This window comes from Mesorhizobium ventifaucium (assembly GCF_935822925.1).
Classification (GTDB): Bacteria; Pseudomonadota; Alphaproteobacteria; order Rhizobiales; family Rhizobiaceae; genus Mesorhizobium; species Mesorhizobium ventifaucium.
Genome location: NZ_CAKXZS010000008.1, coordinates 127,069 through 147,653 on the forward strand (window position 1 = coordinate 127,069; position 20,585 = coordinate 147,653).

At 63.2% G+C, this 20,585-nt stretch carries 21 protein-coding genes and 2 pseudogenes; 15 read left to right on the top strand and 8 right to left on the bottom strand.

What is annotated here, in order from left to right:
- Nucleotides 1-77: 77 nt before the first annotated feature.
- The 11 genes from lepB to NMG70_RS06365 all read left to right on the top strand — a co-directional run bounded on the left by lepB (nt 78) and on the right by NMG70_RS06365 (nt 11,604).
- Entirely contained in the window at nt 78-827 is a 750-nt protein-coding gene (gene lepB, locus NMG70_RS06315) for a signal peptidase I (protein WP_254022567.1), read from the top strand.
- A 3-nt stretch (nt 828-830) separates the two neighbouring features.
- Nucleotides 831-1,556 carry a ribonuclease III gene (gene rnc, locus NMG70_RS06320; RefSeq protein WP_254023731.1) on the top strand — a complete coding sequence of 242 codons (726 nt, stop codon included), beginning with the start codon at nt 831-833 and terminating at the stop codon, nt 1,554-1,556.
- Entirely contained in the window at nt 1,553-2,485 is a 933-nt protein-coding gene (era, locus tag NMG70_RS06325) for a GTPase Era (RefSeq protein ID WP_254023732.1), read from the top strand. The genes rnc and era overlap by 4 nt, the downstream gene beginning before the upstream one ends.
- Before the next feature lie 42 nt (nt 2,486-2,527).
- The gene (locus tag NMG70_RS32630) at nt 2,528-2,656 is read left to right on the top strand and encodes a hypothetical protein (RefSeq protein WP_301555130.1); all 129 of its coding nucleotides are present in this window, start codon (nt 2,528-2,530) and stop codon (nt 2,654-2,656) included.
- Between the two features lie 41 nt (nt 2,657-2,697).
- Nucleotides 2,698-3,474 (top strand): DNA repair protein RecO, encoded by a 777-nt coding sequence (recO, locus tag NMG70_RS06330; protein ID WP_254023733.1) that lies wholly within the window; start codon nt 2,698-2,700, stop codon nt 3,472-3,474.
- Nucleotides 3,475-3,727: 253 nt separating this feature from the next.
- On the top strand, nt 3,728-6,469 hold the full coding sequence (locus tag NMG70_RS06335; protein ID WP_254023734.1) for a DUF2339 domain-containing protein: 2,742 nt from the start codon (nt 3,728-3,730) through the stop codon (nt 6,467-6,469).
- A 604-nt stretch (nt 6,470-7,073) separates the two neighbouring features.
- Nucleotides 7,074-7,592, top strand: coding sequence for a sigma-70 family RNA polymerase sigma factor (locus tag NMG70_RS06345; RefSeq protein ID WP_254023735.1), 519 nt, complete (start codon nt 7,074-7,076; stop codon nt 7,590-7,592).
- A complete protein-coding gene (locus NMG70_RS06350; RefSeq protein WP_254023736.1) occupies nt 7,589-8,380 on the top strand; it encodes an anti-sigma factor family protein in 792 nt (263 codons plus the stop codon). Before NMG70_RS06345 ends, NMG70_RS06350 begins: the two co-directional genes overlap by 4 nt.
- A gap of 363 nt (nt 8,381-8,743) precedes the next feature.
- Complete coding sequence (locus NMG70_RS06355) at nt 8,744-9,850, top strand: peptidase C39 family protein (RefSeq protein ID WP_254023737.1); 1,107 nt, start codon at nt 8,744-8,746, stop codon at nt 9,848-9,850.
- Nucleotides 9,847-11,310, top strand: a complete 1,464-nt coding sequence (locus NMG70_RS06360) for a RimK family ATP-grasp domain-containing protein (protein ID WP_254022575.1) — start codon at nt 9,847-9,849, stop codon at nt 11,308-11,310. The genes NMG70_RS06355 and NMG70_RS06360 overlap by 4 nt, the downstream gene beginning before the upstream one ends.
- Nucleotides 11,311-11,343: 33 nt before the next feature.
- On the top strand, nt 11,344-11,604 hold the full coding sequence (locus NMG70_RS06365; RefSeq protein ID WP_254023738.1) for a DUF3303 domain-containing protein: 261 nt from the start codon (nt 11,344-11,346) through the stop codon (nt 11,602-11,604).
- A gap of 35 nt (nt 11,605-11,639) precedes the next feature.
- Here the strand turns inward: NMG70_RS06365 and NMG70_RS32855 are convergent.
- From NMG70_RS32855 to ygfZ, 3 genes and pseudogenes are all read right to left on the bottom strand, one after another.
- Nucleotides 11,640-11,750 (bottom strand): annotated as a pseudogene (locus NMG70_RS32855) (EAL domain-containing protein); the annotation flags it as partial.
- A gap of 52 nt (nt 11,751-11,802) precedes the next feature.
- Nucleotides 11,803-12,435 carry an HD domain-containing protein gene (locus NMG70_RS06370; RefSeq protein WP_254023739.1) on the bottom strand — a complete coding sequence of 211 codons (633 nt, stop codon included), beginning with the start codon at nt 12,433-12,435 and terminating at the stop codon, nt 11,803-11,805.
- Complete coding sequence (gene ygfZ / locus NMG70_RS06375; protein WP_254023740.1) at nt 12,435-13,295, bottom strand: CAF17-like 4Fe-4S cluster assembly/insertion protein YgfZ; 861 nt, start codon at nt 13,293-13,295, stop codon at nt 12,435-12,437. Before ygfZ ends, NMG70_RS06370 begins: the two co-directional genes overlap by 1 nt.
- Nucleotides 13,296-13,373: 78 nt before the next feature.
- On the opposite strand from ygfZ, the gene NMG70_RS06380 reads away from it, so the two are divergent.
- A complete protein-coding gene (locus tag NMG70_RS06380; RefSeq protein WP_254023741.1) occupies nt 13,374-14,705 on the top strand; it encodes a dihydroorotase in 1,332 nt (443 codons plus the stop codon).
- A gap of 124 nt (nt 14,706-14,829) precedes the next feature.
- Here the strand turns inward: NMG70_RS06380 and NMG70_RS06385 are convergent, their stop codons facing one another.
- The 4 genes from NMG70_RS06385 to NMG70_RS06400 form a co-directional block, all read right to left on the bottom strand.
- A complete protein-coding gene (locus NMG70_RS06385; protein ID WP_254023742.1) occupies nt 14,830-15,633 on the bottom strand; it encodes an alanine and proline-rich secreted protein Apa in 804 nt (267 codons plus the stop codon).
- 118 nt (nt 15,634-15,751) lie between these two features.
- The gene (locus NMG70_RS06390) at nt 15,752-16,009 is read right to left on the bottom strand and encodes a hypothetical protein (RefSeq protein ID WP_077381793.1); all 258 of its coding nucleotides are present in this window, start codon (nt 16,007-16,009) and stop codon (nt 15,752-15,754) included.
- Nucleotides 16,010-16,368: 359 nt separating this feature from the next.
- Nucleotides 16,369-16,746, bottom strand: coding sequence for a TIGR02301 family protein (locus NMG70_RS06395; RefSeq protein WP_254023743.1), 378 nt, complete (start codon nt 16,744-16,746; stop codon nt 16,369-16,371).
- Between the two features lie 48 nt (nt 16,747-16,794).
- Nucleotides 16,795-17,214, bottom strand: a complete 420-nt coding sequence (locus NMG70_RS06400; protein WP_254023744.1) for an NUDIX hydrolase — start codon at nt 17,212-17,214, stop codon at nt 16,795-16,797.
- Between the two features lie 125 nt (nt 17,215-17,339).
- Here NMG70_RS06400 and NMG70_RS06405 point away from each other — a divergent pair.
- A pseudogene (locus NMG70_RS06405) lies at nt 17,340-18,106 on the top strand (SOS response-associated peptidase).
- A 78-nt stretch (nt 18,107-18,184) separates the two neighbouring features.
- Here NMG70_RS06405 and NMG70_RS06410 read toward each other — a convergent pair.
- Nucleotides 18,185-18,340 (bottom strand): hypothetical protein, encoded by a 156-nt coding sequence (locus tag NMG70_RS06410; RefSeq protein ID WP_023800743.1) that lies wholly within the window; start codon nt 18,338-18,340, stop codon nt 18,185-18,187.
- A gap of 388 nt (nt 18,341-18,728) precedes the next feature.
- On the opposite strand from NMG70_RS06410, the gene cysS reads away from it, so the two are divergent.
- Complete coding sequence (gene cysS, locus NMG70_RS06415; protein WP_254023745.1) at nt 18,729-20,198, top strand: cysteine--tRNA ligase; 1,470 nt, start codon at nt 18,729-18,731, stop codon at nt 20,196-20,198.
- Nucleotides 20,195-20,581, top strand: coding sequence for a VOC family protein (locus NMG70_RS06420; protein ID WP_254023746.1), 387 nt, complete (start codon nt 20,195-20,197; stop codon nt 20,579-20,581). Before cysS ends, NMG70_RS06420 begins: the two co-directional genes overlap by 4 nt.
- Nucleotides 20,582-20,585 lie beyond the last annotated feature (4 nt).

A 20,585-nucleotide genomic window follows, 5' to 3' on the forward strand; every position in this document is an offset into this window, starting at 1 on the left:
TTGCATCTGACCACCGGCATGACGTTGCCCAGCGCGCGCCGAGACTCTATACCAACCAACGCATAATCGAGGACGACATGAGCGTGGCTGAAAAATCCCAGAAGAAATCCGGCGGGCTTGGCGAAACCGTCAGCGTCATCGTCCAGGCGCTGTTGCTCGCTCTGGTCATCCGCACGCTTCTTTTCCAACCATTCTCTATCCCGTCCGGGTCGATGCGGCCGACCTTGCTCGAAGGCGACTATCTCTTCGTCACCAAATGGTCCTATGGCTTCTCGCGCTATTCGCTGCCGTTCGGGCCGGACCTCTTTTCGGGCCGCATCTGGGGCGCCGAGCCGAAACGCGGCGACGTGGCTGTGTTCAAGTTCCCGCCGGACCCCTCTGTCGACTACATCAAGCGCGTCGTCGGCCTGCCGGGCGACAAGATCCAGGTCAAGGATGGCCAGCTCTTCATCAACGGCGTCGGCGTGCCGCGCCAGAAGGTCGGGCAGATCGACAATCGCGACATCACCGAGGAGAGCGGGCCGGTCGACGTCTATCGCGAGACATTGCCGAATGGCGTCAGCTATGACACGCTCGACCTGGTACCCAACTCGATCGGTGACAACACCCAGGAATTCGATGTGCCGCCCGGCCACTATTTCATGATGGGCGATAACAGGGACAATTCCTCGGACAGCCGCTTCACCGTCGGTTTCGTGCCCGACGAGAACCTGGTCGGTCGCGCCAATCTCATCTTCTTCTCGATCGGTGGCAGCGCCAGCCCGCTCGAAATCTGGAAATGGCCGTCGCAGATGCGCGCGTCGCGCCTGCTCCATTTCGTCAAATAGGTCATGGTGGCGACAAAACGGCTGACCGTCGACGCGCTCGCCGAAGCGCTCATGGAGCCCACCGGCCACGCCTTTGCCGACCGACAGCGCTTGCAGCGCGCACTGACCCATGCCAGCGCCCGCAGCAGCCATGCCGGCATCGACTATGAGCGTTTCGAATTCCTGGGCGACCGCGTCCTCGGTCTGGTCGTCGCCGACATGCTGCTGGCCGCGTATCCGGATGCTGCCGAAGGTGAGCTGTCGCTCCGGCTCAACGCGCTGGTCAATGCCGAGGTGCTGGCCGAGATCGCCGAGGAGATCGGCCTGCCGGAGTTGATCCGTGCCGGCTCGGACGTACGCGGCCTGGACGGGCGCAAGCGCGTCAATCTGCGGGCTGATGCGCTGGAATCGCTGATCGCCGTGCTCTATCTCGATGGCGGGCTGGAGGCGGCCCGCGCCTTCATCCACAAATACTGGCGGCCGCGCTCGCAGGCCACCGGTGCCGCCCGCCGCGATGCCAAGACCGAGTTGCAGGAGTGGGCGCATCAGGCGGCGGGCGCCGTGCCGGTCTATATAATCGACAGTCGCGAAGGACCGGACCACGATCCGTTGTTCACTGTCACCGTCAAGGTCGGCGCCTATCCGCCAGCGACCGGCAGCGGGCGCTCGAAGCGCGAGGCCGAGCAAACCGCCGCGACTGCACTGCTGTTGCGCGAAGGCGTCTGGCTGAACAAGGGGAGCGCGGCATGACCGCCACCGAAGACGTCCCGCCGGCAACAGAAGCCGTCACCACACACTCTGGCTTCGTTGCGCTGATCGGCGCGCCCAATGCGGGAAAATCGACGCTGGTCAACCAATTGGTCGGCGCCAAGGTGTCGATCGTCACCCACAAGGTGCAGACGACGCGCGCCATCGTGCGCGGCATCGCAATCCACAATAACGCACAGATCGTCTTCGTCGACACGCCGGGCATCTTCAAGCCGAAGCGGCGGTTGGACACTGCGATGGTGACGACCGCCTGGGGCGGCGCCAAGGACGCCGACATCGTGCTGCTGCTGATCGACGCCGAGCGCGGCATCAGGGGCGACGCCGACGCGATCCTCGAACGGCTGAAGGATGTCCGCCAGCCGATGGTGCTGATCCTCAACAAGGTCGACCGGGTCAAGCCCGAGGCGCTGCTGGCCCTGTCCGCGGCAGCGAATGAAAGAGTGCCTTTCAAGCGCACCTTCATGGTCTCCGCGCTAACCGGGTCGGGCTGCAAGGACCTGCTCGACTATCTCTCGGAAACCCTGCCTGCCGGCCCCTGGTATTACCCGGAGGACCAGATCTCCGACCTACCGATGCGTCAGCTGGCGGCCGAAATCACTCGCGAAAAGCTCTATCTCAGGCTGCATCAGGAACTGCCCTATTCCTCCCATATCGAGACCGAGAAATGGGAAGAGAAGAAGGACGGCTCGGTGCGCATCGACCAGACCATCTATGTCGAGCGTGACAGCCAAAAGAAGATCGTGCTCGGCCACAAGGGCGAGACGATCCGTGCCATCGGCCAGGCGGCGCGCATGGAGATATCCGGCATCCTCGAACAGAAGGTGCATCTTTTCCTGTTCGTCAAGGTGCGCGAGAACTGGGGCGACGACCCGGAGCGCTATCGCGAGATGGGGCTGGAATTTCCGCATTAGAGCATGTTCCCGAAAAGTGGGAGCCGGTTTTCGGAAAAGATCATGCTCAAACAAGAAGTCACTATCGACACAGCTCTCGTGAGCCGGTTGGTGGCCACGCAATTGATCGATGACGTGCTCGCCGATCACCTCCGCGCGGACCGCCGCGGACGGCACCCACACAGCGCCTGAAAAACTTGATTTTGCCACCGAAGCGGTGACAAGCTCCGTTCATGGAATGGCGCGATGAGGGAATTATTCTCGGCACCCGCAAGCATGGCGAAACCAGCGCCATTCTTGAGGTCATGACGCGTGCGCATGGCCGCCATCTCGGCCTTGTGCGCGGCGGCCGCTCGCGCAAGCAGCAGCCGGTTCTGCAGCCCGGCAACCGCGTCGACCTGTTTTGGCGGGCGCGGCTCGACGAACATCTTGGCACCTTTCAGGCCGAGGCGATCGAGATGAACGCCGCCCGGCTGATGGACAGCGCCGTCGCCATCTATGGGCTGCAGACGATGGCTGCGCATCTGCGCCTGCTGCCCGAGCGCGACGCGCATGACGGCCTCTACGAGACGCTGGCCGTGATGATCGCCCATCTCGACGATGCGGACGCCGCCGGCGAGCTGGTGGCGCGCTTCGAATTGCTGATTCTCGACGAACTCGGCTTCGGCCTCGATCTCAGCCAGTGTGCCGCGACCGGCGCCAGGCAGGACCTCGCCTATGTCTCGCCGAAGTCTGGGCGCGCCGTGTCGCGCCAGGCCGGCGCGCCGTGGCGCGACAAGATGCTGGTGCTCCCCGCATTCCTGCAGCGCCGCTCCGGGCTGCGCGCCGATCCGGCGGCGATCGAGGACGCCTTCCGGCTGACCGGCTTCTTTTTTACCCGCCATGTCTACGAGCCGCGCGGGATCGAGGCGCCCGGTGCCCGCGCCGGCTTCCTCGCCGCCCTGCGCAAGCATCACGCGGCGGGCAAGGAGATTGGCGCCGAGACCGCCGCCGGAGAAATCACTACATGAGCGAAGTGGAACTCTAGCCCGGCCGGGTCTCGCGGCTCGACCTCGGCACCATTCCGCACCGCAACATCGCTGAATATACCGGCCTGGAATTGCTCCAGCGCATCATCGACAACAAATACAAGGCGCCTCCGCTGGCTTTCGGCACCGAAATATGCTCGATCTTTCCGGTCGCCGATCTGGCGGCGCACTGACTCGGTGGCCGTCTGGCCGCCGTATTTGTCGGTAACTACTGGCCTGGTTTGGGGGAACCGCCATGTTGGAAAGCCTGACCGGCCTAGTCGCCATCATCGCGCTGTTCGTCATTATCTCGCGCCAGCAGAGCCGCATCGGCCTGATCGAGCGCGAACTCGGTGCGCTGCGCAGCCTGGTGCTTTCGGGTGTCCATGTGGCCCCGCCGCAGGCCAAGCCGGTAGAACAGGCCGCAAACGACAGCATGCCGGCAGACGCGGCAATTGCGGCCGCGACCGACATTGCCCCGCCATCGGCGGGCGAAGCTGCTGCTGAGGAAAAGTCGTCCACAGAGGCTGAAGCCGCGGAGGCTGCGTCCGGACCGTGGGCTGCGGGCGAAGCGGCGCCGGCTGGGCCTGCACCTGCGCAACTGGCCGCCGCGACGGTGAAAGCGGCCCAAAAACCCGACATTGAAACGGCGCTCGGCACCCGCTGGGCGGTCTGGGTCGGTGGCATCGCGCTGGCGCTGGGCGGGCTGTTTCTGATCCGCTACACCATCGAGGCCGGCATTTTCGGTCCCGGCGTGCGGCTGAGCATGGCAGCAATGCTCGGGCTGGTGCTGGTCGGCGTCGGCGAGTTCATCCGCCGTACCGGCTTCAAGGTGCCGGTGCAGGGCGTTGCCGGCGCCTATATTCCGGCGATCCTGACGGCGGCCGGTGCTTTCATCCTGTTCGGCACGGTTTATGCCGCGCATGGCGTCTACGGCTTCATCGGGCCGGCGCTCGCCTTCACGCTGCTCGGCGCCATCGGCGTGGCGACGATCGCAGCAGCCCTCGTCCATGGCCAGGCACTGGCCGGCGTCGGCCTGCTCGGCGCGGTGGTGACGCCCATGTTGGTCGCCTCGCAGGCACCGAATCCTTGGGCGCTGTTCGGCTATTTGGCGATTGTGCTCGCCGCTACCGGCGTGATCGCCCGCCTGCGCGACTGGAAATTGCTGATGGCGGCAGCGTTCCTCGGCACCGGCCTGTGGACCATTCTTTACATGACCGATGCGCCGGGCACCAACCTGCCTGTCATCCTCTTTATCAACGCGGTGACCCTGGCCGTGCTCGCCCTCGTCTGGCTCGGCCGTCGCGGTGGCGAAGCAGGCCACGCCAGGGGCTTCGACTGGCCATCGATCGCGCCCGGCTTCTTCGTCGGCCTTTCGGCGATGGCGCTGTTCGTCGACCCCGCATACGCTGCCGGCGATGCTCTGCCGGGAGCGGCCCTTATCGCAGCCCTGGTCGGGGTGGCGCTCTACCGGTCGCTGGCGCTGGCGCTTCTGCACGCCGCAGGGCTGGCGACGGTGCTGGTCTATCTCGGCATCATTCCGCCAACCTCCGTCGCTTCAGACTTTTCAGGTGGCGCTCTCGGCGTCGATGGCCTGCCGGCGGCAGTTGCCGATACGCTGATGCTCAGGATCGGCATCTTTCTCGGACTTGTGTTCATCGGAGCCGGCTTCTGGGCAGCGCGCAAATTTGCTGCATCGGCTCACATCCGCGCCGCCTCATGGGCGGCATGGGGCGTTGTCGCACCGCTGGTCATTCTGTTGGCGCTCTGGTTCACCTTCGGCAATCTCGACCGCGATCTTGTCTACGCAGCGGTTGCAGCCCTTCTGGTGGTGGTCTTCGCCGCCGGCGGCGAGTGGATTGCGCGCGGTGAACAGCCGCCGCTACAGGGCGGCGCTGCCGTCTCGTTCGCGCTTGGCGGGGCAGCAGTCGGTGCCTTGCTGATGCTCTACATGGCTTTTGGGTCCGGCTGGACGACCATCCTGCTGGGTGCTGCAGCCATCGTGCCGGCGCTGGCCACCCGCTGGCGCGCCTACCCGGTGCTCGGCTGGATTTCGGTCGGCGCGGTCATCGCGGTGCTCGGCCGCATCGCCTTCGATCCGACAATCGTCGGCGCTGAATTCCTGTCAAGGACGCCGGTGTTCAACTGGCTGCTGCCGGGCTGCGGCGTGCCGGCGCTTGCCTTCGGCTTTGCCGCCTGGCAACTCGCCCGCACCACAAATGGCCGGCCACGCCTCGCCATGGAAGCGGGCGCAGCACTGTTTGCAGTGCTCACGGTTGCCATATTGGTGCGCCACGCCATGCATGGCGGCGTCGTCGACACGGGTGCTGCGACGCTCGCCGAGCAGGCGATCTATACGCTGATCGCCATCGGCACCGGCGCCATCCTGGTCGCCATCGACATGCGCTCGCCAAGCTCGGTGCTGCGCTATGGTTCGCTTGCTGCGGGCGTGGTCTCGGTCGCCTTCATCGTCATCCAGCATTTTGGGGCGCTGAACCCGCTGTTTACCGACGAATCGACCGGCCGGATCCCGGTGTTCAACCTGCTGTTCCTCGCCTATCTCTTGCCGGCCCTCGCTGCCGGGGGGCTCGCGCTTTACGCACGTGACAAGCGGCCGAAATGGTATGCCGCGATGCTGGCGCTGATGGCAGCGCTGCTCGCCTTCGTCTATGCGACGCTGTCGGTGCGGCGGCTGTTCAAGGGCGAGTTCATCGGCCTGTGGAGCGGCCTCGGCCAGCTCGAGACCTACACCTATTCCGCCCTGTGGCTGATCATTGGCGTGGCGCTGCTCACCGCCGGCGTGTGGCTGAAGTCGCAGGTACTGCGCGTTGCGTCGGCCGCGCTGATCTCGGTCGCCGTGTTGAAGGTCTTCCTCTTCGACATGTCGGAACTGGAAGGCGTGCTGAGGGCGCTGTCCTTCATCGGCCTCGGCGCGGTGCTGATCGGCATCGGCCTGTTCTACCAGCGGCTGCTGACAAGAGCGGCGAGAGGAACCTAAGGGATCATCTGTTTGAATGTCCAATAAATGGGATAGTTGAAGGTTCAGCAGGAGATATTCAAAAGTGCCTCTCGATATTCGCGACAAAGTAGTGGATGCGCTAGCCACAAAATTGCAGCGCGAGATCAACGTCGCCAGCAAAACGGAAGCAGTGCGGATTGCACTTTTGCATGACTTGAGCGTAACCACGCCCGCAAGCCTTTGCGTGACCGGATTGCGGTGTTGCAGGAGAAGTGTGCCGCGTTGGGGCCATCCGATCCCCACTTCGACATGAAGGCATTCACCGACGAGGCATGGGAAGAATGACGTTGGCGACCCCGGTCCCGGCGGTTCTACTGTGAGTCCCAATACAGCGCGGGATATTCCGCAGCGATGCGCCTTCCGGCACATGCCACGGCGGGTGTATCGGGGGCCTTCGTCGCGTCGCCCGCGATGGGACGACTCTGCTTTGCCTCTCAATCCCACCGGGAATAAACCGGTCCGCGCCAGCGTTATCCTGTTGCTTGGGTGGCCGGGCGGCGGACCGCTTCGCGCTGGCCGCTTGCGCCGCGCCGTGAAGGCGCGTTCAATCGGATGAACAAGGGCGACCTCAGAACCAGCGGTCATGGACGAAAAGAAGGCAGCAATCCTGGGCGAGATACCACGCCTGCGCCGTTATGCGCGCTCGCTGCTGCGCGATCGCGATTCCGCCGACGATCTCGTTCAGGACTGTCTCGAACGGGCGCTTGTGCGGCTCGACAATTGGCAGACTGGAGATAGCCCCAGGAGGTGGCTGTTTACGATCATGCATCATTTGTTCATCGATCAGATGCGCAAGGTGAACCGGCGCGGCGAAGCAGCGATGCTGCCGCTGGAAGCGCGCGAGGCGCAGGCAGCACCCGCTGAGCAGGTGGAGAGCATCGCCTCGCGCGAGATCATCGACGCGTTGCAGGCGATCAGCCCCGATCGGCGCGCAGCACTGGTCATGGTCGCCATCGAAGGCTTCTCCTATGCCGAGGCCGCCAACATCCTCGGCGTTCCGGCCGGCACGCTGATGTCGCGCATCGCGCGCGGGCGTGACGAGTTGCGCGGGTTGCTGGATGATGCCGCGCGTCGCCGGGCGATAAGGATCGTCGAGAAATGACCCGGCGCGATTTTTCCGAACGCGACATCCATATGGCTCTCGATGGCGAGTTGCCGGTTGACGAGCGCGCGGCTTATGACGCCTGGCTCGAGGCCAATCCTGAAATGAAGGCGAGGAGCGTCCGCTATGTCGCCGACCGCGCAGCGCTGCGTGCGGCCTTCGCCGGCGTGCTCGACGAGCCGGTGCCGGCACGGTTAAAAAAAATCGTGTTCGACGAGGCGCCGGTCGAGACGGCGGCGTCGAGCTCGCGCTGGTGGCGGGCGGCTGCCGCAGCGGCGATGCTGGCCATTGGCGGTGTTGGCGGTTATGTCGCCGGCATCGACAATCTCGGTCTGGAAGACCCGGCCGAGGACCAACTCGCCGAGCAGGCGATCGCAGCCCATCTCATCTATGCCGCCGAGCAGCGGCATGCGGTGGAAGTACCCGCCAGCGACAAGGATCATCTGCAGACCTGGCTGTCCAATAGGGTCGGCCTGAAGCTGGTCGCACCGGATCTGGCGGCGCAAGGATTCCAGCTCGTCGGCGGTCGGCTGCTGCCCGCTGGCGAGAGCAAGGCCGCGATGTTGCTTTATGAGGACGCCAAGGGCGAGCGCATCTCGCTGTTCGTCACAGCGGAATCGGCCGAGAAGACCAAGGGCACTTATGGATCGGGAGAGGACGGCCCCGAGGCGATCTACTGGTTGGATAAGGGCTATGGCTGCGCCGTCGTCGGCTCGCTGCCGCGCGCGCAGCTGACCGCAGTGGCGAAGAGCGCCTACAGCCAGCTTATTGCCGGGCTGGCCAGCTGAGCTGCGCCTGTTTTACAAAGGTTGCGTCTACGGGCGCGCCCCGCGTTTTTGGACGCGCAAAGGACGCTGTAGCACCTAAAGCGCGTCGCATTTGAACGGATTCATGCGACGCGCTTTAACTTTTTATTTTATGCATGTCGTTATCGCGAAACCGCTGCGCACGTTTGCGCGACATGCATCAATTTGCGCATGTTCCTTTCCGAAAATCGATTTCGATTTTAAGGGGTCATGCGCCGCCGAAACTGTCACAATTCAGCCCGAATCGAGGTGCGATAGCGCTTGACGGATGCTGGCGCTTCGGCTGTGTTGTCGACACTTCCGACCAGGCCCTTCCACAATCCAATCGAGGTTTTCCAAGCCCGCATGCCTGCCGAGATTCGCACGGCCCGCGCGTCCGACGTCGATGACCTCGCGGCGATCGAGAAGGCTGTTTTCTCTGGCGACCGCATTTCCCGGCGTTCCTTTCGTCAGTTGATCGAACGCGAGACCGCCGAGATGCTGGTTGCCGAAAACGACGGCCGCGTCGCCGGCTATGCGGTCGTGCTGTTTCGCAAGGGCAGCGGAGTCGCGCGGCTCTATTCCATCGCCACCGGTCCGCTTTCCGGCGGGCTTGGCATTGGCCGCATGCTGCTTGAACGGGCCGAGGAAGCCGCCTTCGAGCACAACCGGATGATGCTGCGTCTCGAGGTGCGCGAGGACAACAGCCGAGCCATCCGCATTTACGAGCAGAGCGGCTACCGCAAGATCGGCCGCGAACCGGATTATTACGAGGACGGTGCCACGGCGCTGCGCTACGAAAAGACCTTGCGCGGCGACATTCCGGTCGCCACCAGGGTGCCGTTCTACCAGCAGACCTGCGATTTCACTTGCGGCCCGTGCTGCCTGATGATGGCGATGGCCAATTTCGATGCCGGCTTCGTGCCCGACCCGGTGATGGAAATCCGCTTGTGGCGCGAGTCGACCACCGTTTTCATGATGTCGGGGCCGGGCGGCTGCGAGCCGTTCGGCCTCGCTGTTGCCGGCCACGAAAGCGGGCTGTCTGCCGAGATATATGTCTCCTTCCATGGTGCGCTGTTCCTGCAGTCGGTGCGCAGCCAAGACAAGCGGCGGGTGATGGAACTGGCGCAGGTCGACTTTCGCCGGCGCGCGGAACATTACGGCATCCCGCTGAATTACCGTCCATTCGCCCTCGACGATGTTCGCACCGCGATCGCAGAAGGAAAACTGGTGTTGGTCCTGATCAGCGGCTTCCTAATGTTTGGCAAGAAGGTTCCGCACTGGGTGCTGGCCATCGGCGACGATGGCGACCATATCCTGATCCACGATCCCTGGGTCGAAGACGAGAGACAGGAGACCATCCTTGATGCCGCCAACATTCCGGTGCCTTACGGCATCTTCATGAACATGGCGCAATTCGGCCGCGATGGATTGCGTGCCGCTATAATCCTCGGAAAGCGCGACAGACAATGACCTGGGTCATCCTTACCGGCCGGCAGAACGATCTCGACCAGGTGGCGACACCGCACAAGATCATCACCAATCGCGACTATCTTGCGCATCCGGCGCTGTTTCGCGGCCAGCGGCCGAAAGTCATCAACCTGTCGAACAATTACGGCTACCAAAGCCGCGGCTACTATGCCTCGCTGCTCGCCGGTTCGCGCGGTCACAAGGTCATTCCGACGGTCGAGACGATGATCGACCTGTCCGAGCGCAAGCTCTACGATCATGCGCTGCCGGAGCTGGAACTCGCGCTCAACAAATGTCGCAAGGATCTGGGCGGAGCCTTTCCGCAAAAAGTCTGCATCTTCTTCGGCATCGGCTCGTCGAGGATATGGGATCGCTTCGCCAAGCTTTTGTTCGACTGGTTCCGAGCGCCGGCATTGGAAGTCCACATCACGGACAGCGCCGAATGGGCCTCGATCCGCAAGATCGGCTTCCATCCGCTGGCCAGGATGACCGAGGAGGAAGAAAAGCGCTTCCTTCAGTGCCTCGAGACCTACACCAGCCGCGAGTGGCGTGACACCAAGGGCCGCACGCCGGCGCGCTACACCTTCGCCACGCTGGTCGATCCTCATGAGGAGTTGCCGCCATCGGAGATCTCGTCGCTGCGCTATTGGGCCAAGATCGCCGAAAAGATGGGCGTCGAAATCGAGCCGATCACCAAAAAGGATCTGGCCAAGCTCGCCAACTACGACGCGCTGTTCATCCGCGAGACGACTTCGATCTCCAATCACACCTACCGCTTCGCACGCCGCGCCCAGCAGGAAGGCATGCCGGTCATCGATGATCCGCTGTCGATGATCCGCTGCACCAACAAGGTCTATCTCAACGAGCTGATGACCTACAACAAGGTGCCGGTGCCGCCGACGGTGATGATCGCCGGCATCTCGGACCTTGAAGTGGCGGCGCAGACGCTGGGCTTTCCGCTGGTGCTGAAAATCCCGGACTCGTCGTTTTCACGCGGCGTCAAGAAATGCGCCACCTTTGAGGAGCTGAAGACGCTTGCCACCGAATGGCTGGAGGATTCCGATCTCTTGATCGCACAGAAATTCATTCCGACCCAATATGACTGGCGCGTCGGCGTGCTCGGCGGCCAGCCTCTGTTTGCCGTGCACTACCTGATGGCCAAGAAGCACTGGCAGATCGTCAACCACAAGGCCAACGGTAAGCCCGACCAGGGCGGCATCAAGACTTTCACCTTGAAGGAGGCGCCGGCCCATGTCGTCGAGACCGCGGTGAGGGCGGCGCGCTGCATCGGCGATGGCCTCTACGGCGTCGACCTCAAGGAGACCAAGGACGGTGTCTTCGTCATCGAGGTCAACGACAATCCCAATCTCGACCACGGCTGGGAGGACTCTGGCGAAAAAGACGAGGTCTGGGTGCGGCTGACGCAGTGGTTCCTGGAGCGGCTGGACCGACCGGGACGATAATCATCCGAGTGGGGGACAGAGGTGCTGTTTTTTGTGACCGAGGATTTTCGCGGCTGTGACCGGAAGGAGATCTACCGTCGCTTTCGCGACCAGGGCCGCCTGAAGCCGGACGCGCTTCTCGTGCACCACAGCTGGATCGGGGCGGATATGAGCCGCTGTTTCCTGCTGGTGGAGGCCGATGACGTGACGCTGCTGCAGCGCTGGGTCGTCGAATGGGCGGATCTGGTCGAATTCGAGATCGTTCCCGTGGCGACGAACAAGGACATGGCCGAGGCATTGAGCGGCCACCTGTGACCCGGCGGGAACGTCCGGGTTTCGCCATGACAGCATGCCGTGTCGCGGTTGTCGATGTCGCGAATGAAGGAGGGGTCGATCTTGATCTTGTCGACAGAGAAGCGGCGGATATAGCCGAGGGACGAATAACCGATGCCGAAATCGTTTCCTCGTAGGTCGAAGTTTCGCTTGGATCCGTTTCGGTTAATTTGCCGTTTTTCAGTCGGCCGGCTGCAGCGTTTGGCGCCGCGATTTCTCGATTGCCGCGTACCGTTCGAGGAACGCGTCTTGCGCCCAGGTCACCGAACGCGGGGTGAAATCGAAGCGGTCGGCATTGAAGCCGCGCGGCCGGCCGAAGAATTCGGTCGCCTCGGCGGTCGAAAAGCCGGCAAGCAGCGTCGCCTCGAAATAGGCGGCGATCTGGTCGGCGCGCTTGATCTCCTTGCGCAGGCCCGCAATCGGTTCGACCGCCAGCGAAAAGCGCAGATGGATGGCACGCTGCAGCCTCAGCTCGCACTCCTTGTAGCTGCCGCCCATCACCGATTTGAACGGTGAGATCATGTCGCCGATGACATATTCCGGCGCGTCGTGCAGCAAAGCCGCCAGCCGAGCGTCGGCTGGGGCGTCCGGCACCAGCTCGCCGAAAAGCGCCTCGACCAGCAGCGAATGCTGGGCGACGGAAAAGGCGTGATCGCCGATGGTCTGGCCATTCCAGCGGGCGACGCGGGCGAGCCCATGGGCGATGTCCGAGATCTCGATGTCGAGCGGCGAGGGGTCGAGCAGATCGAGGCGCCGGCCCGACAGCATGCGCTGCCAGGCGCGCGGTGGCGCGCCGGGACGGTCGGCCGCCATCAGGCCTCCTCCGCGCCGACGGGTTCCTGCGGGAAGATGAATTTCGCCCAGGCTGGGATGGTGAGCGACACCGGGACGTCATCCGCCATGATCGGCTGGCCGGCGTCGAGCGCTGCCTTGACACGGTCGATGCGGGCTATGGCGAGGCCCGCCGTGCCGGCGGCCGTGCCAAGCGTGCCGACCGGTCGCCAGGCAACTGTCAACTCTGTGCCGGGGGCGGGCAGGGGCTGTTCGGCCGAAACGATCAGCACCCGCCGTCTGGCGGTGCCGCGATGCTGCATCCGCGAAACCACCTCCTGGCCGACATAGCACCCCTTCCTGAAGCCGACGCCGCCGGTTTCATCGAGCAGCACATCATGCGGGAAGGCTTCACCGAGCTGATAGTCGCTGCCACTTTCGGCAATCCCATGGGCGATGCGCAGAGCTTGCCATGCGGCCGGGTCGCCGCCCGCGGCAGCGGCGCCATAAAAGCGATTGACGACTGCGTCGAGGAACCGTGCATCGGCAACCGGTGTTGAATCAAATTGCGAAGTGGTTGAATCATCTCCCCACGCAACAGCGACAAGCCCCTGATCGACCTTGGCGATCTCGACCTTGGCGCGCAACTTGTAGAGCATCAGCCGGCGCATGAAATCGTCTGATATATCGGATCGGCATTCGAGTCGGAACAAATTCTCGCCAGCGCGGGAGATCAGGAAATCGAACAGGATCTTGCCTTGCGGCGTCAGCAAAGCGCCCGGCTTTGCTTCGCCGGCAGCCAGTGCGTCGAGGTCGGTGGTCAGAATGTTCTGCAAAAAGGTCTCGGCATCCGGGCCTGACACGGAAACGAGCGCGCGGTCTTTCAACTGGGCAAAGGGCATGGGCGGAAACCTGATCTTGCAAAACAGTCGGCCATTACGTAAGCCGCTGACACTCCCCCCGCAAGAGACCGGATCAGCATGGCCACGACCTACGACCTCATCCTGACAGGCGGCACGGTGGTCAACCACGATGGCGAAGGCCGGCGCGACATCGGCATCAACGGCGGGCGCATCGCCGCTATCGGCGATGTTGGCCAGGCTTCCGCTGGCGAGACAGTCGACTGTCGCGGCCTGCACATCCTGCCGGGCGTCGTCGACAGTCAGGTGCATTTCCGCGAGCCAGGGCTGGAGCACAAGGAAGATTTGGAGACAGGCTCGCGGGCAGCGGTGCTGGGCGGCGTCACCACCGTCTTCGAGATGCCCAACACCAACCCGCTGACCACCAGCGAAGCAGCGCTTGCCGACAAGATTCGGCGCGCCACCGGCCGCATGCATTGCGACTTTGCCTTCTGGGTCGGTGGCACCCGCGAGAACGCAAAGGACGCCGGCGAACTGGAGCGGCTGCCCGGCGCGGCCGGCATAAAAGTGTTCATGGGCTCGTCCACCGGCGATCTATTGGTCGAGGATGATGAAAGCGTTGCCTCGATCCTGAGGAATACGCGCCGCCGTGCGGCCTTCCATTCCGAGGACGAATTCCGGCTGCGCGAGCGGCTCGGCGAACGCATCGAGGGCGATCCGGCCTCGCATCCGGTGTGGCGCGACGAGATCGCGGCACTTCGCTGCACCGAGCGCCTGGTGCGTATCGCGCGCCAGGTTCGTGCCCGCATCCACGTGCTGCACATCTCAACCTCCGAGGAGATCGCCTTCCTCGAGCAGCATAAGGATGTCGCGACCTGCGAGGCGACGCCGCATCATCTGACGCTGAGCGCGAATGATTATGCGCAGCTTGGCACGCTGATCCAGATGAACCCGCCGGTACGCGCATCGCGCCACCGCGACGGCATCTGGCACGGCATTGCGCAAGGCATTATCGATGTGCTGGGTTCCGACCACGCCCCGCACACGCCGGCCGAAAAGGCAAAGCCCTATCCGGCCTCGCCGTCGGGCATGACCGGCGTGCAGACGCTGGTGCCGATCATGCTCGACCACGTCAATGCCGGCCGGCTGACGTTGCAGCGTTTCGTCGACCTGTCCAGCCACGGTCCGCAGCGCATCTTCGGCATGGCCAGGAAAGGCCGCATCGCCGCCGGCTACGACGCCGACTTCACGATTGTCGATCTGAAGCGCCGCGAGACCATCACCAATGCGCAGGCAGGCTCGAAGGCCGGCTGGACACCCTATGACGGCAGAGAAGTGACCGGGTGGCCGGTCGGAACCGTCGTGCGCGGCCGGCGTGTGATGTGGGAAGGCGAGATCGTCACCCTCGGACAGGGCCGGGCGGTGGAGTTTTCCGAGGCGCTAGCGGTTTAGATCGGCGGACTTTCAAATCGCATCGTACCGCCGCTTATCTTCTGTTTGAGCATCGGATTTTCCCAAAAACCGGTATCCACTCCGATGCTCTGGGCGGGCTTGAGGGTAGGAGAGGCAATGCCGCTCAATCCCCTGCGACGAAGAACGTCCACTGTCCATCCGGGGTGATGCCGACGCGGTAGAAGATGTAGGCGCCGAACTGCTTCATGCTGTCATAGTCGCCGGCAGTGACGATCTTGAACAGTTCGACCCGCTGCCTGGCGTCGAGCTTGTCCAGCGGCAGCGCGAAGAAATATGGCCAGACATAGAGCTCCTGCGGCGTGCCGACATCGACATGGACATAGCCGGCACTGAGCACCTCTTCCAGGATGGCGAGGATTTCCTGGCCTTCCGTGTCACCCGAAAGCCCTTTCAGGAAGGTGATCGGGTCGCCTTCGATCTCGCTCAGCGACAATTGGGTCATCGCATCGCCCTGGCCGATCAGCGGCCGGAGTTTTTCGATGTCGCCGCTCTTGCAGGCCTCGATGATCAAATCGTGCATGCGCCTGACCGGCTCCGGCAGCTTGCCGAGATCGTAGACGACCTCGGGCAAGGGTTCATCCGGGTCGGCTTGCGGATTGGCTATGCCACCATCGTCTGTTGGCCCGCCCGGTTCGATCTGTTCCCGTTCGTCGGGCGGCGTCGGTTGGCTGGCCGCAGGCGGCGTCGCGCCGAGCGGGCCGGGCGTCGGCACCGCGGTTCCGGGCGGCGACATGTCGTCGTCGGCGGGCGGCGTGACTGGCGAGGGCAGCTCCTCGCGCTTGATTTCACTCAAAGCATAGGCGGGGCTGATTGCGAGGGAAAGCGCCAGCGGAAACGCGGCGCAAAAAGCGGCGAGCTGGATGCTGAGGGCCAAGCCACGCGGCTGGCCTGACGTCGAAAAATTCACCGCCTGCCTCTCCATGATTCCGTCCAGATGCCCAGGCCCTTACAGGTGCCCAGACCCGCCCAGGTACCCGGGGCATAACGCCCAGGCGGCACGCGTTGGTCAACGAGCCTGATGCCGGTCAGTGCCGCAGCCGTCCTGGTTCGAAGGCCCCGGCTATCACCTTTTCACGCATGCGGTCGAGCAGGGCAAGGGCCGAGGTCTCGCCATTGGCGCGCAGCATCTCGCCGAACGCGGTTTCGAGGGCCGCCTCGGCGATGATTTCCGGCTCAATTCCGGCCGAAAGCCCTTCCGCCCAGGCCTCGCTGTGGCTTTCCACTGCAGTCAGGCGCTTTTCTTCCCTGACCAGCGCGTCGATGTCGTTGACGCCATGTTCCATTGCGATGTCCACCCTTTTCAAGCGGCGATCCGGCGGATGCGGATCAGGCTTGGGCTGTCCCTTTTACACGCAGGTTAAGTAAGTACTTGTAAATACGACATTTCTGGGGTCGTTTCGACAAGGGTTCGTCACGTTTTGCAAACCTGCGTTCGATCCGATTCAAACTTAGCCGATTAGGCCGGCGAGCGGGATGAAAACCTTCAGTTTGAGTTAATTCCACATCCGCGCCGTAACGTTTCGTTAACATCGTTGCAGAAATGCAACACAACGATTGCACCAAGACGCAACCGAAACACAAGCGGGCCGAACACGAGCGAGCCGGACACAAGCGGGCCGGACACAAGCAAAGGGAGCCAGGGTCAGTTGCCGTAGCGCGAGGCGATGTCGCGCGACAGCGTCTCGCCTTCCTTCATGTAGCGGCTGATGGCTTCGGTCGCCGAGGCGGTACACTGCTTGTAGGTGCCGCCGAAGGAGCGGTAGCCGCGGTTGAAGCTGGCGATAAAGCGGGCGCGCCGCTCCGGGTTCGGGTTTTCCGAAGCAATCAGCTTCTCCATCTCCACCCGCCACTGGTCGCCCTTCTCGCCGCAGAGATTACGCAGGAAATGCAGCGACCCAAGCACCTCCGCCAGCCGCATCAGCCCCGGCTCGAACGGCGACTCGGCGGCCATGGCCGGCCGCGTCCCGATCGCCGTACTGGCGGCGAGGCAAGCTGCAAGGAAAAGCGATGCGCGGATCATAAATCTATGTGGCCAAACAATTTGTCGCCTGCAAGGCGATTTTGGACGTTACGCCCCTGTATTCCTGAGCAATTCTTCGGCAACGGCAAACACCGAAGCGGCAAGCGGCAGCGCCGTCATTTCGCTGAGTGTATAGAAGGCGGCGGTCTCGGCGTCGTCGCTGGCCACGGGCTCGCCGCTGGCATAGGTGGCGCCGAATACCGTCAGCAGGTAGTCGACCGGGTGCCCGTCGCTGCCGCCGTCGATGTGGATTTCCCGAAGCGGGCGGTAGTTGCGCGCCTGCAACCCGGTTTCCTCCAGCAATTCGCGTTGCGCGGCTTGTTCCAGCGTTTCGCCGGCCTCGACCTTGCCGCCTGGAAACGCGTAAAATCCTTGCGAAGGCTGCCGCGCCCGCTTGACCAGCAGCACCGTGTCGCCGCGGACAATGGCGACCGATACAGCCGGCAGTATTTTACGCATCTCGTCCATGGGTCTCCGATCGTCATTTGCTGCAGCCGGTTGTGGACCGGTCGGCGTGAGGAAGCATTAGCGGTTGCGCGACGCCGGTTCCATCGCCACCTTCACATCTGACCAATCCAACGAGTTTTTAGCTTATGTGCGGACGCTTCGCCTTGACCGCCACGCCGGACCGGGCCGCCGCTTTTCTTGGTCTGCCAGAACTGGAGGATTTCCCGGCCCGCTACAATATCGCACCGACGCAGCCGGTGCTGATGGCGATTGCAGGCTTGCCGCGGGCGCCAGGTTCGAACCTGCCAGACCGGCAGCCGATGCTGGTGCGCTGGGGGCTGATCCCGGCGTGGGTGAAGGACACGCGTGAGTTTCCGCTGCTGTTCAACGCGCGCTCGGAGGGAGCAGCGGAAAAGGCCTCGTTTCGCGCCGCCATGCGCCATCGCCGCGCTTTGGTGCCGGCTTCCGGCTTCTACGAATGCGTCAATCAGGCGGCAAGAGGGGACAGCCCTATTGGGTGCGGCCGAAGCATGGCGGGCTTGTCGCCTTCGCCGGACTGATCGAGACCTATGCCGAGCCGGGCGGCTCGGAGATGGACACCGGCGCCATCCTGACCGTCAACGCCAATGCCGACATTGTTCATATCCACGACCGCATGCCGGTTGTGATAGATCCGCAGGATTTCGCCCGCTGGCTGGATTGCCGCACGCGCGAGCCGCGCGACGTGGCCGACCTGCTCAGACCGGCACAACTCGATTTCTTCGAGGCCGTCCCGGTTTCCGACCTCGTCAACAAGGTCGCCAACACCGGACCGGAGATTCAGGAAAGGGGCATGGCGGGCCGGAGCCCGAGAAGGCCAGGCGCCGGAAGCCGGGCGCGGACGACAGTCCAGATGAGCTTGTTTCAGCAGTAGCTGCTATTTCCGGGGACGCTTCAGCGCCTTCATTGCCGGCGCTCCCATTTACTGGCGAACGGCCGGGCGCGCGTCACATCAGGCAGCGCGCGGCGAGGTGATCTTCTGCACCGGCTTCTTCTTCTTCGCTGTGTGGAGAAGGGCGGCGACAATCGCGGCTGGGCCGATCGCCCGGTATTGGCTGGCAAGCGCCGGTTGCTTGGCGCTGCTGGAGTCCTGCTTGGCTCGAGGCATTTTTCTCTTCCCTGGTAACGTCTTCGTGTCCGCGTTTGCTGGTCGAATCCGACGAAATCGTGACGTCTGGTGGTCTAGCCGGCGAATGTTTCATGACTGTGCCGAGATGTTTAATAAAATGTTTCATTGCGTCATTACCTGTGATCAAGCCACTCTTTTGCCGAAAGTTGCGACTTGACGGCAACACTGGGTGAGGCGATAAAGCCGCTCATGAGAACGTCTTTCGCCATTTGTGGCATCTGCATTATTGGCTAGCTTCACGCTGGTCCGGACGTTTTCGCCTATCTTCCTTCTAGAGTGGACAAACGCCCCGGCCAGCAGGCTGGTGCCTGATTGCGTCTCGGCGCAAGTGGCCCCAACCAAAAAGTAACGCACCGGGAAGGCACGAATGTCTGACGCATCGAAGGGCCTGCGCCTCTACAACACGCTGACGCGGACCAAGGAGGATTTCTTCCCGATCGATCCGCGCCATGTGCGCATGTATGTCTGCGGCCCGACGGTCTACGACTTTGCCCATATCGGCAACGCGCGGCCAGTAATCGTCTTCGACGTGCTGTTTCGTCTGCTGCGCCATCTCTACGGGCAAGCGCACGTCACCTATGTGCGCAACATCACGGATGTCGACGACAAGATTAATGATCGCGCACTGCGCGATTTCGGCGCCGAGATTGCCTCCGGAAAGCTGTCGCTGAACGAAGCGATCCGGCGGGTCACCGAAAAGACCGCTGACCAGTTCCACAAGGATGTGGCGACGCTCGGCTGCCTGGAACCGACGGTCGAGCCGCGCGCCACCGAATTCGTCGAGCCGCGCGCCGATGGCAAAGTCGACATGATCTCCTTGATTCAACGGTTGATTGAACGCGGCCATGCCTATGTTGCGGCAGGCGAAGTACTGTTCGACACGGCCTCGATGCCGGACTACGGCCAATTGTCGAAGCGCAATCTCGACGAACAGCAGGCCGGCGCTCGCGTCGCCGTCGATCCACACAAGAAGAATCCTGGCGATTTCGTGCTGTGGAAGCTGTCATCGCCGGAAGAGCCGGGCTGGGACAGCCCGTGGGGCAGGGGCCGGCCAGGCTGGCACATCGAGTGCTCGGCGATGTCGGCCGCCTATCTCGGCGAGGTCTTCGACATCCATGGCGGCGGGCTCGACCTGATCTTCCCGCACCACGAGAACGAGATCGCCCAGTCGCGCTGCGCCCACGGCACCGATGTGATGGCCAAGGTGTGGATGCACAACGGCTTCCTGCAGGTCGAGGGGCAGAAGATGTCCAAGAGCCTGGGCAACTTCTACTCGATCAACGAGTTGCTGGAGACGGAGACCTTTGGCGGCCGCAGATGGCCGGGCGAGGTGCTCAGGCTGGCGATGCTGATGACGCATTATCGCGAGCCGATCGACTTTTCCGTGCGCAAGCTGGAAGAGGCGGAAAATACGCTGCGCAAATGGAAGCGGGCGGCGGACCTTGTGCCAGCGGCGGCAAAGCAATTGCCGGTAGAAGTGGTGGAAGCCCTGTCGGACGATCTCGCAACCTATCCTGCGTTCCAGGTGCTGACCCGGCTTGCTGGTGAGGCCGTGGATTTCAATGCTGCCGGTGATGGCAACGCAACCGCGTGCAACGATGCTGCCGCTTCGCTGAAGGCGGCGTTGCTGTTCCTTGGCTTCGACGTTACGCCGGCCAAGGTTGATGAAGACGCCATCGCCAGGGCGATCGCCAAACGCCTGACCCTCATCGCTGCAGGAAATTGGGCCGAGGCCGACCGCATCCGTGCCGAATTGCTGGCGCAAGGTATCCAGCTGAAGGACGGCAAGGACCCCGTCACCAGCGCCCGCATCACCACCTGGGAGGTAAAAAGATGATCGATCATCTTGGCATCACCGTTTCCGATTTCGACGCGTCGGAGGCGTTTTATGACAAGGCGATGGCGCCGCTCGGTGCCTCACTGCTCTACATGGTGCCGCAGGAATATACCGGCGGCGCCAAGGTCGGCGGCTATGGCCGCGACCGGCCGGTGTTTTGGCTGCATCAAGGCAAGGACAAGCCGAAGGACCGCCAGCATGTCGCCTTCACCGCGCGCAGCCGCGCCGAAGTCGATGCCTTCCACGCCGCCGCCATTGCCGCCGGCGGTAAGGATAATGGTGGGCCGGGCCTTCGTCCGCACTATCACGCGAGCTACTATGGCGCCTTTGTCTTCGACCCCGACGGCAATAATATCGAAGCCGTCTGCCATGCCCCGGAGTGAAGCG

Excerpts from the sequence above, each read along its gene's own strand:
- NMG70_RS06390 (WP_077381793.1), bottom strand. The coding sequence starts at position 16,009 with ATGGAACATGGCGTCAACGACATCGACGCGCTGGTCAGGGAAGAAAAG.
- NMG70_RS06345 (WP_254023735.1), top strand. The coding sequence starts at position 7,074 with ATGGACGAAAAGAAGGCAGCAATCCTGGGCGAGATACCACGCCTGCGC.
- NMG70_RS06410 (WP_023800743.1), bottom strand. The coding sequence starts at position 18,340 with ATGCCTCGAGCCAAGCAGGACTCCAGCAGCGCCAAGCAACCGGCGCTT.
- lepB (WP_254022567.1), top strand. The coding sequence starts at position 78 with ATGAGCGTGGCTGAAAAATCCCAGAAGAAATCCGGCGGGCTTGGCGAA.
- ygfZ (WP_254023740.1), bottom strand. The coding sequence starts at position 13,295 with ATGCCCTTTGCCCAGTTGAAAGACCGCGCGCTCGTTTCCGTGTCAGGC.
- NMG70_RS06395 (WP_254023743.1), bottom strand. The coding sequence starts at position 16,746 with ATGATCCGCGCATCGCTTTTCCTTGCAGCTTGCCTCGCCGCCAGTACG.
- NMG70_RS06335 (WP_254023734.1), top strand. The coding sequence starts at position 3,728 with ATGTTGGAAAGCCTGACCGGCCTAGTCGCCATCATCGCGCTGTTCGTC.
- NMG70_RS06360 (WP_254022575.1), top strand. The coding sequence starts at position 9,847 with ATGACCTGGGTCATCCTTACCGGCCGGCAGAACGATCTCGACCAGGTG.
- rnc (WP_254023731.1), top strand. The coding sequence starts at position 831 with ATGGTGGCGACAAAACGGCTGACCGTCGACGCGCTCGCCGAAGCGCTC.
- NMG70_RS06350 (WP_254023736.1), top strand. The coding sequence starts at position 7,589 with ATGACCCGGCGCGATTTTTCCGAACGCGACATCCATATGGCTCTCGAT.
- NMG70_RS06355 (WP_254023737.1), top strand. The coding sequence starts at position 8,744 with ATGCCTGCCGAGATTCGCACGGCCCGCGCGTCCGACGTCGATGACCTC.
- NMG70_RS06420 (WP_254023746.1), top strand. The coding sequence starts at position 20,195 with ATGATCGATCATCTTGGCATCACCGTTTCCGATTTCGACGCGTCGGAG.
- cysS (WP_254023745.1), top strand. The coding sequence starts at position 18,729 with ATGTCTGACGCATCGAAGGGCCTGCGCCTCTACAACACGCTGACGCGG.
- NMG70_RS06380 (WP_254023741.1), top strand. The coding sequence starts at position 13,374 with ATGGCCACGACCTACGACCTCATCCTGACAGGCGGCACGGTGGTCAAC.
- recO (WP_254023733.1), top strand. The coding sequence starts at position 2,698 with ATGGAATGGCGCGATGAGGGAATTATTCTCGGCACCCGCAAGCATGGC.
- NMG70_RS06400 (WP_254023744.1), bottom strand. The coding sequence starts at position 17,214 with ATGGACGAGATGCGTAAAATACTGCCGGCTGTATCGGTCGCCATTGTC.
- NMG70_RS32630 (WP_301555130.1), top strand. The coding sequence starts at position 2,528 with ATGCTCAAACAAGAAGTCACTATCGACACAGCTCTCGTGAGCCGGTTG.
- NMG70_RS06370 (WP_254023739.1), bottom strand. The coding sequence starts at position 12,435 with ATGGCGGCCGACCGTCCCGGCGCGCCACCGCGCGCCTGGCAGCGCATG.
- era (WP_254023732.1), top strand. The coding sequence starts at position 1,553 with ATGACCGCCACCGAAGACGTCCCGCCGGCAACAGAAGCCGTCACCACA.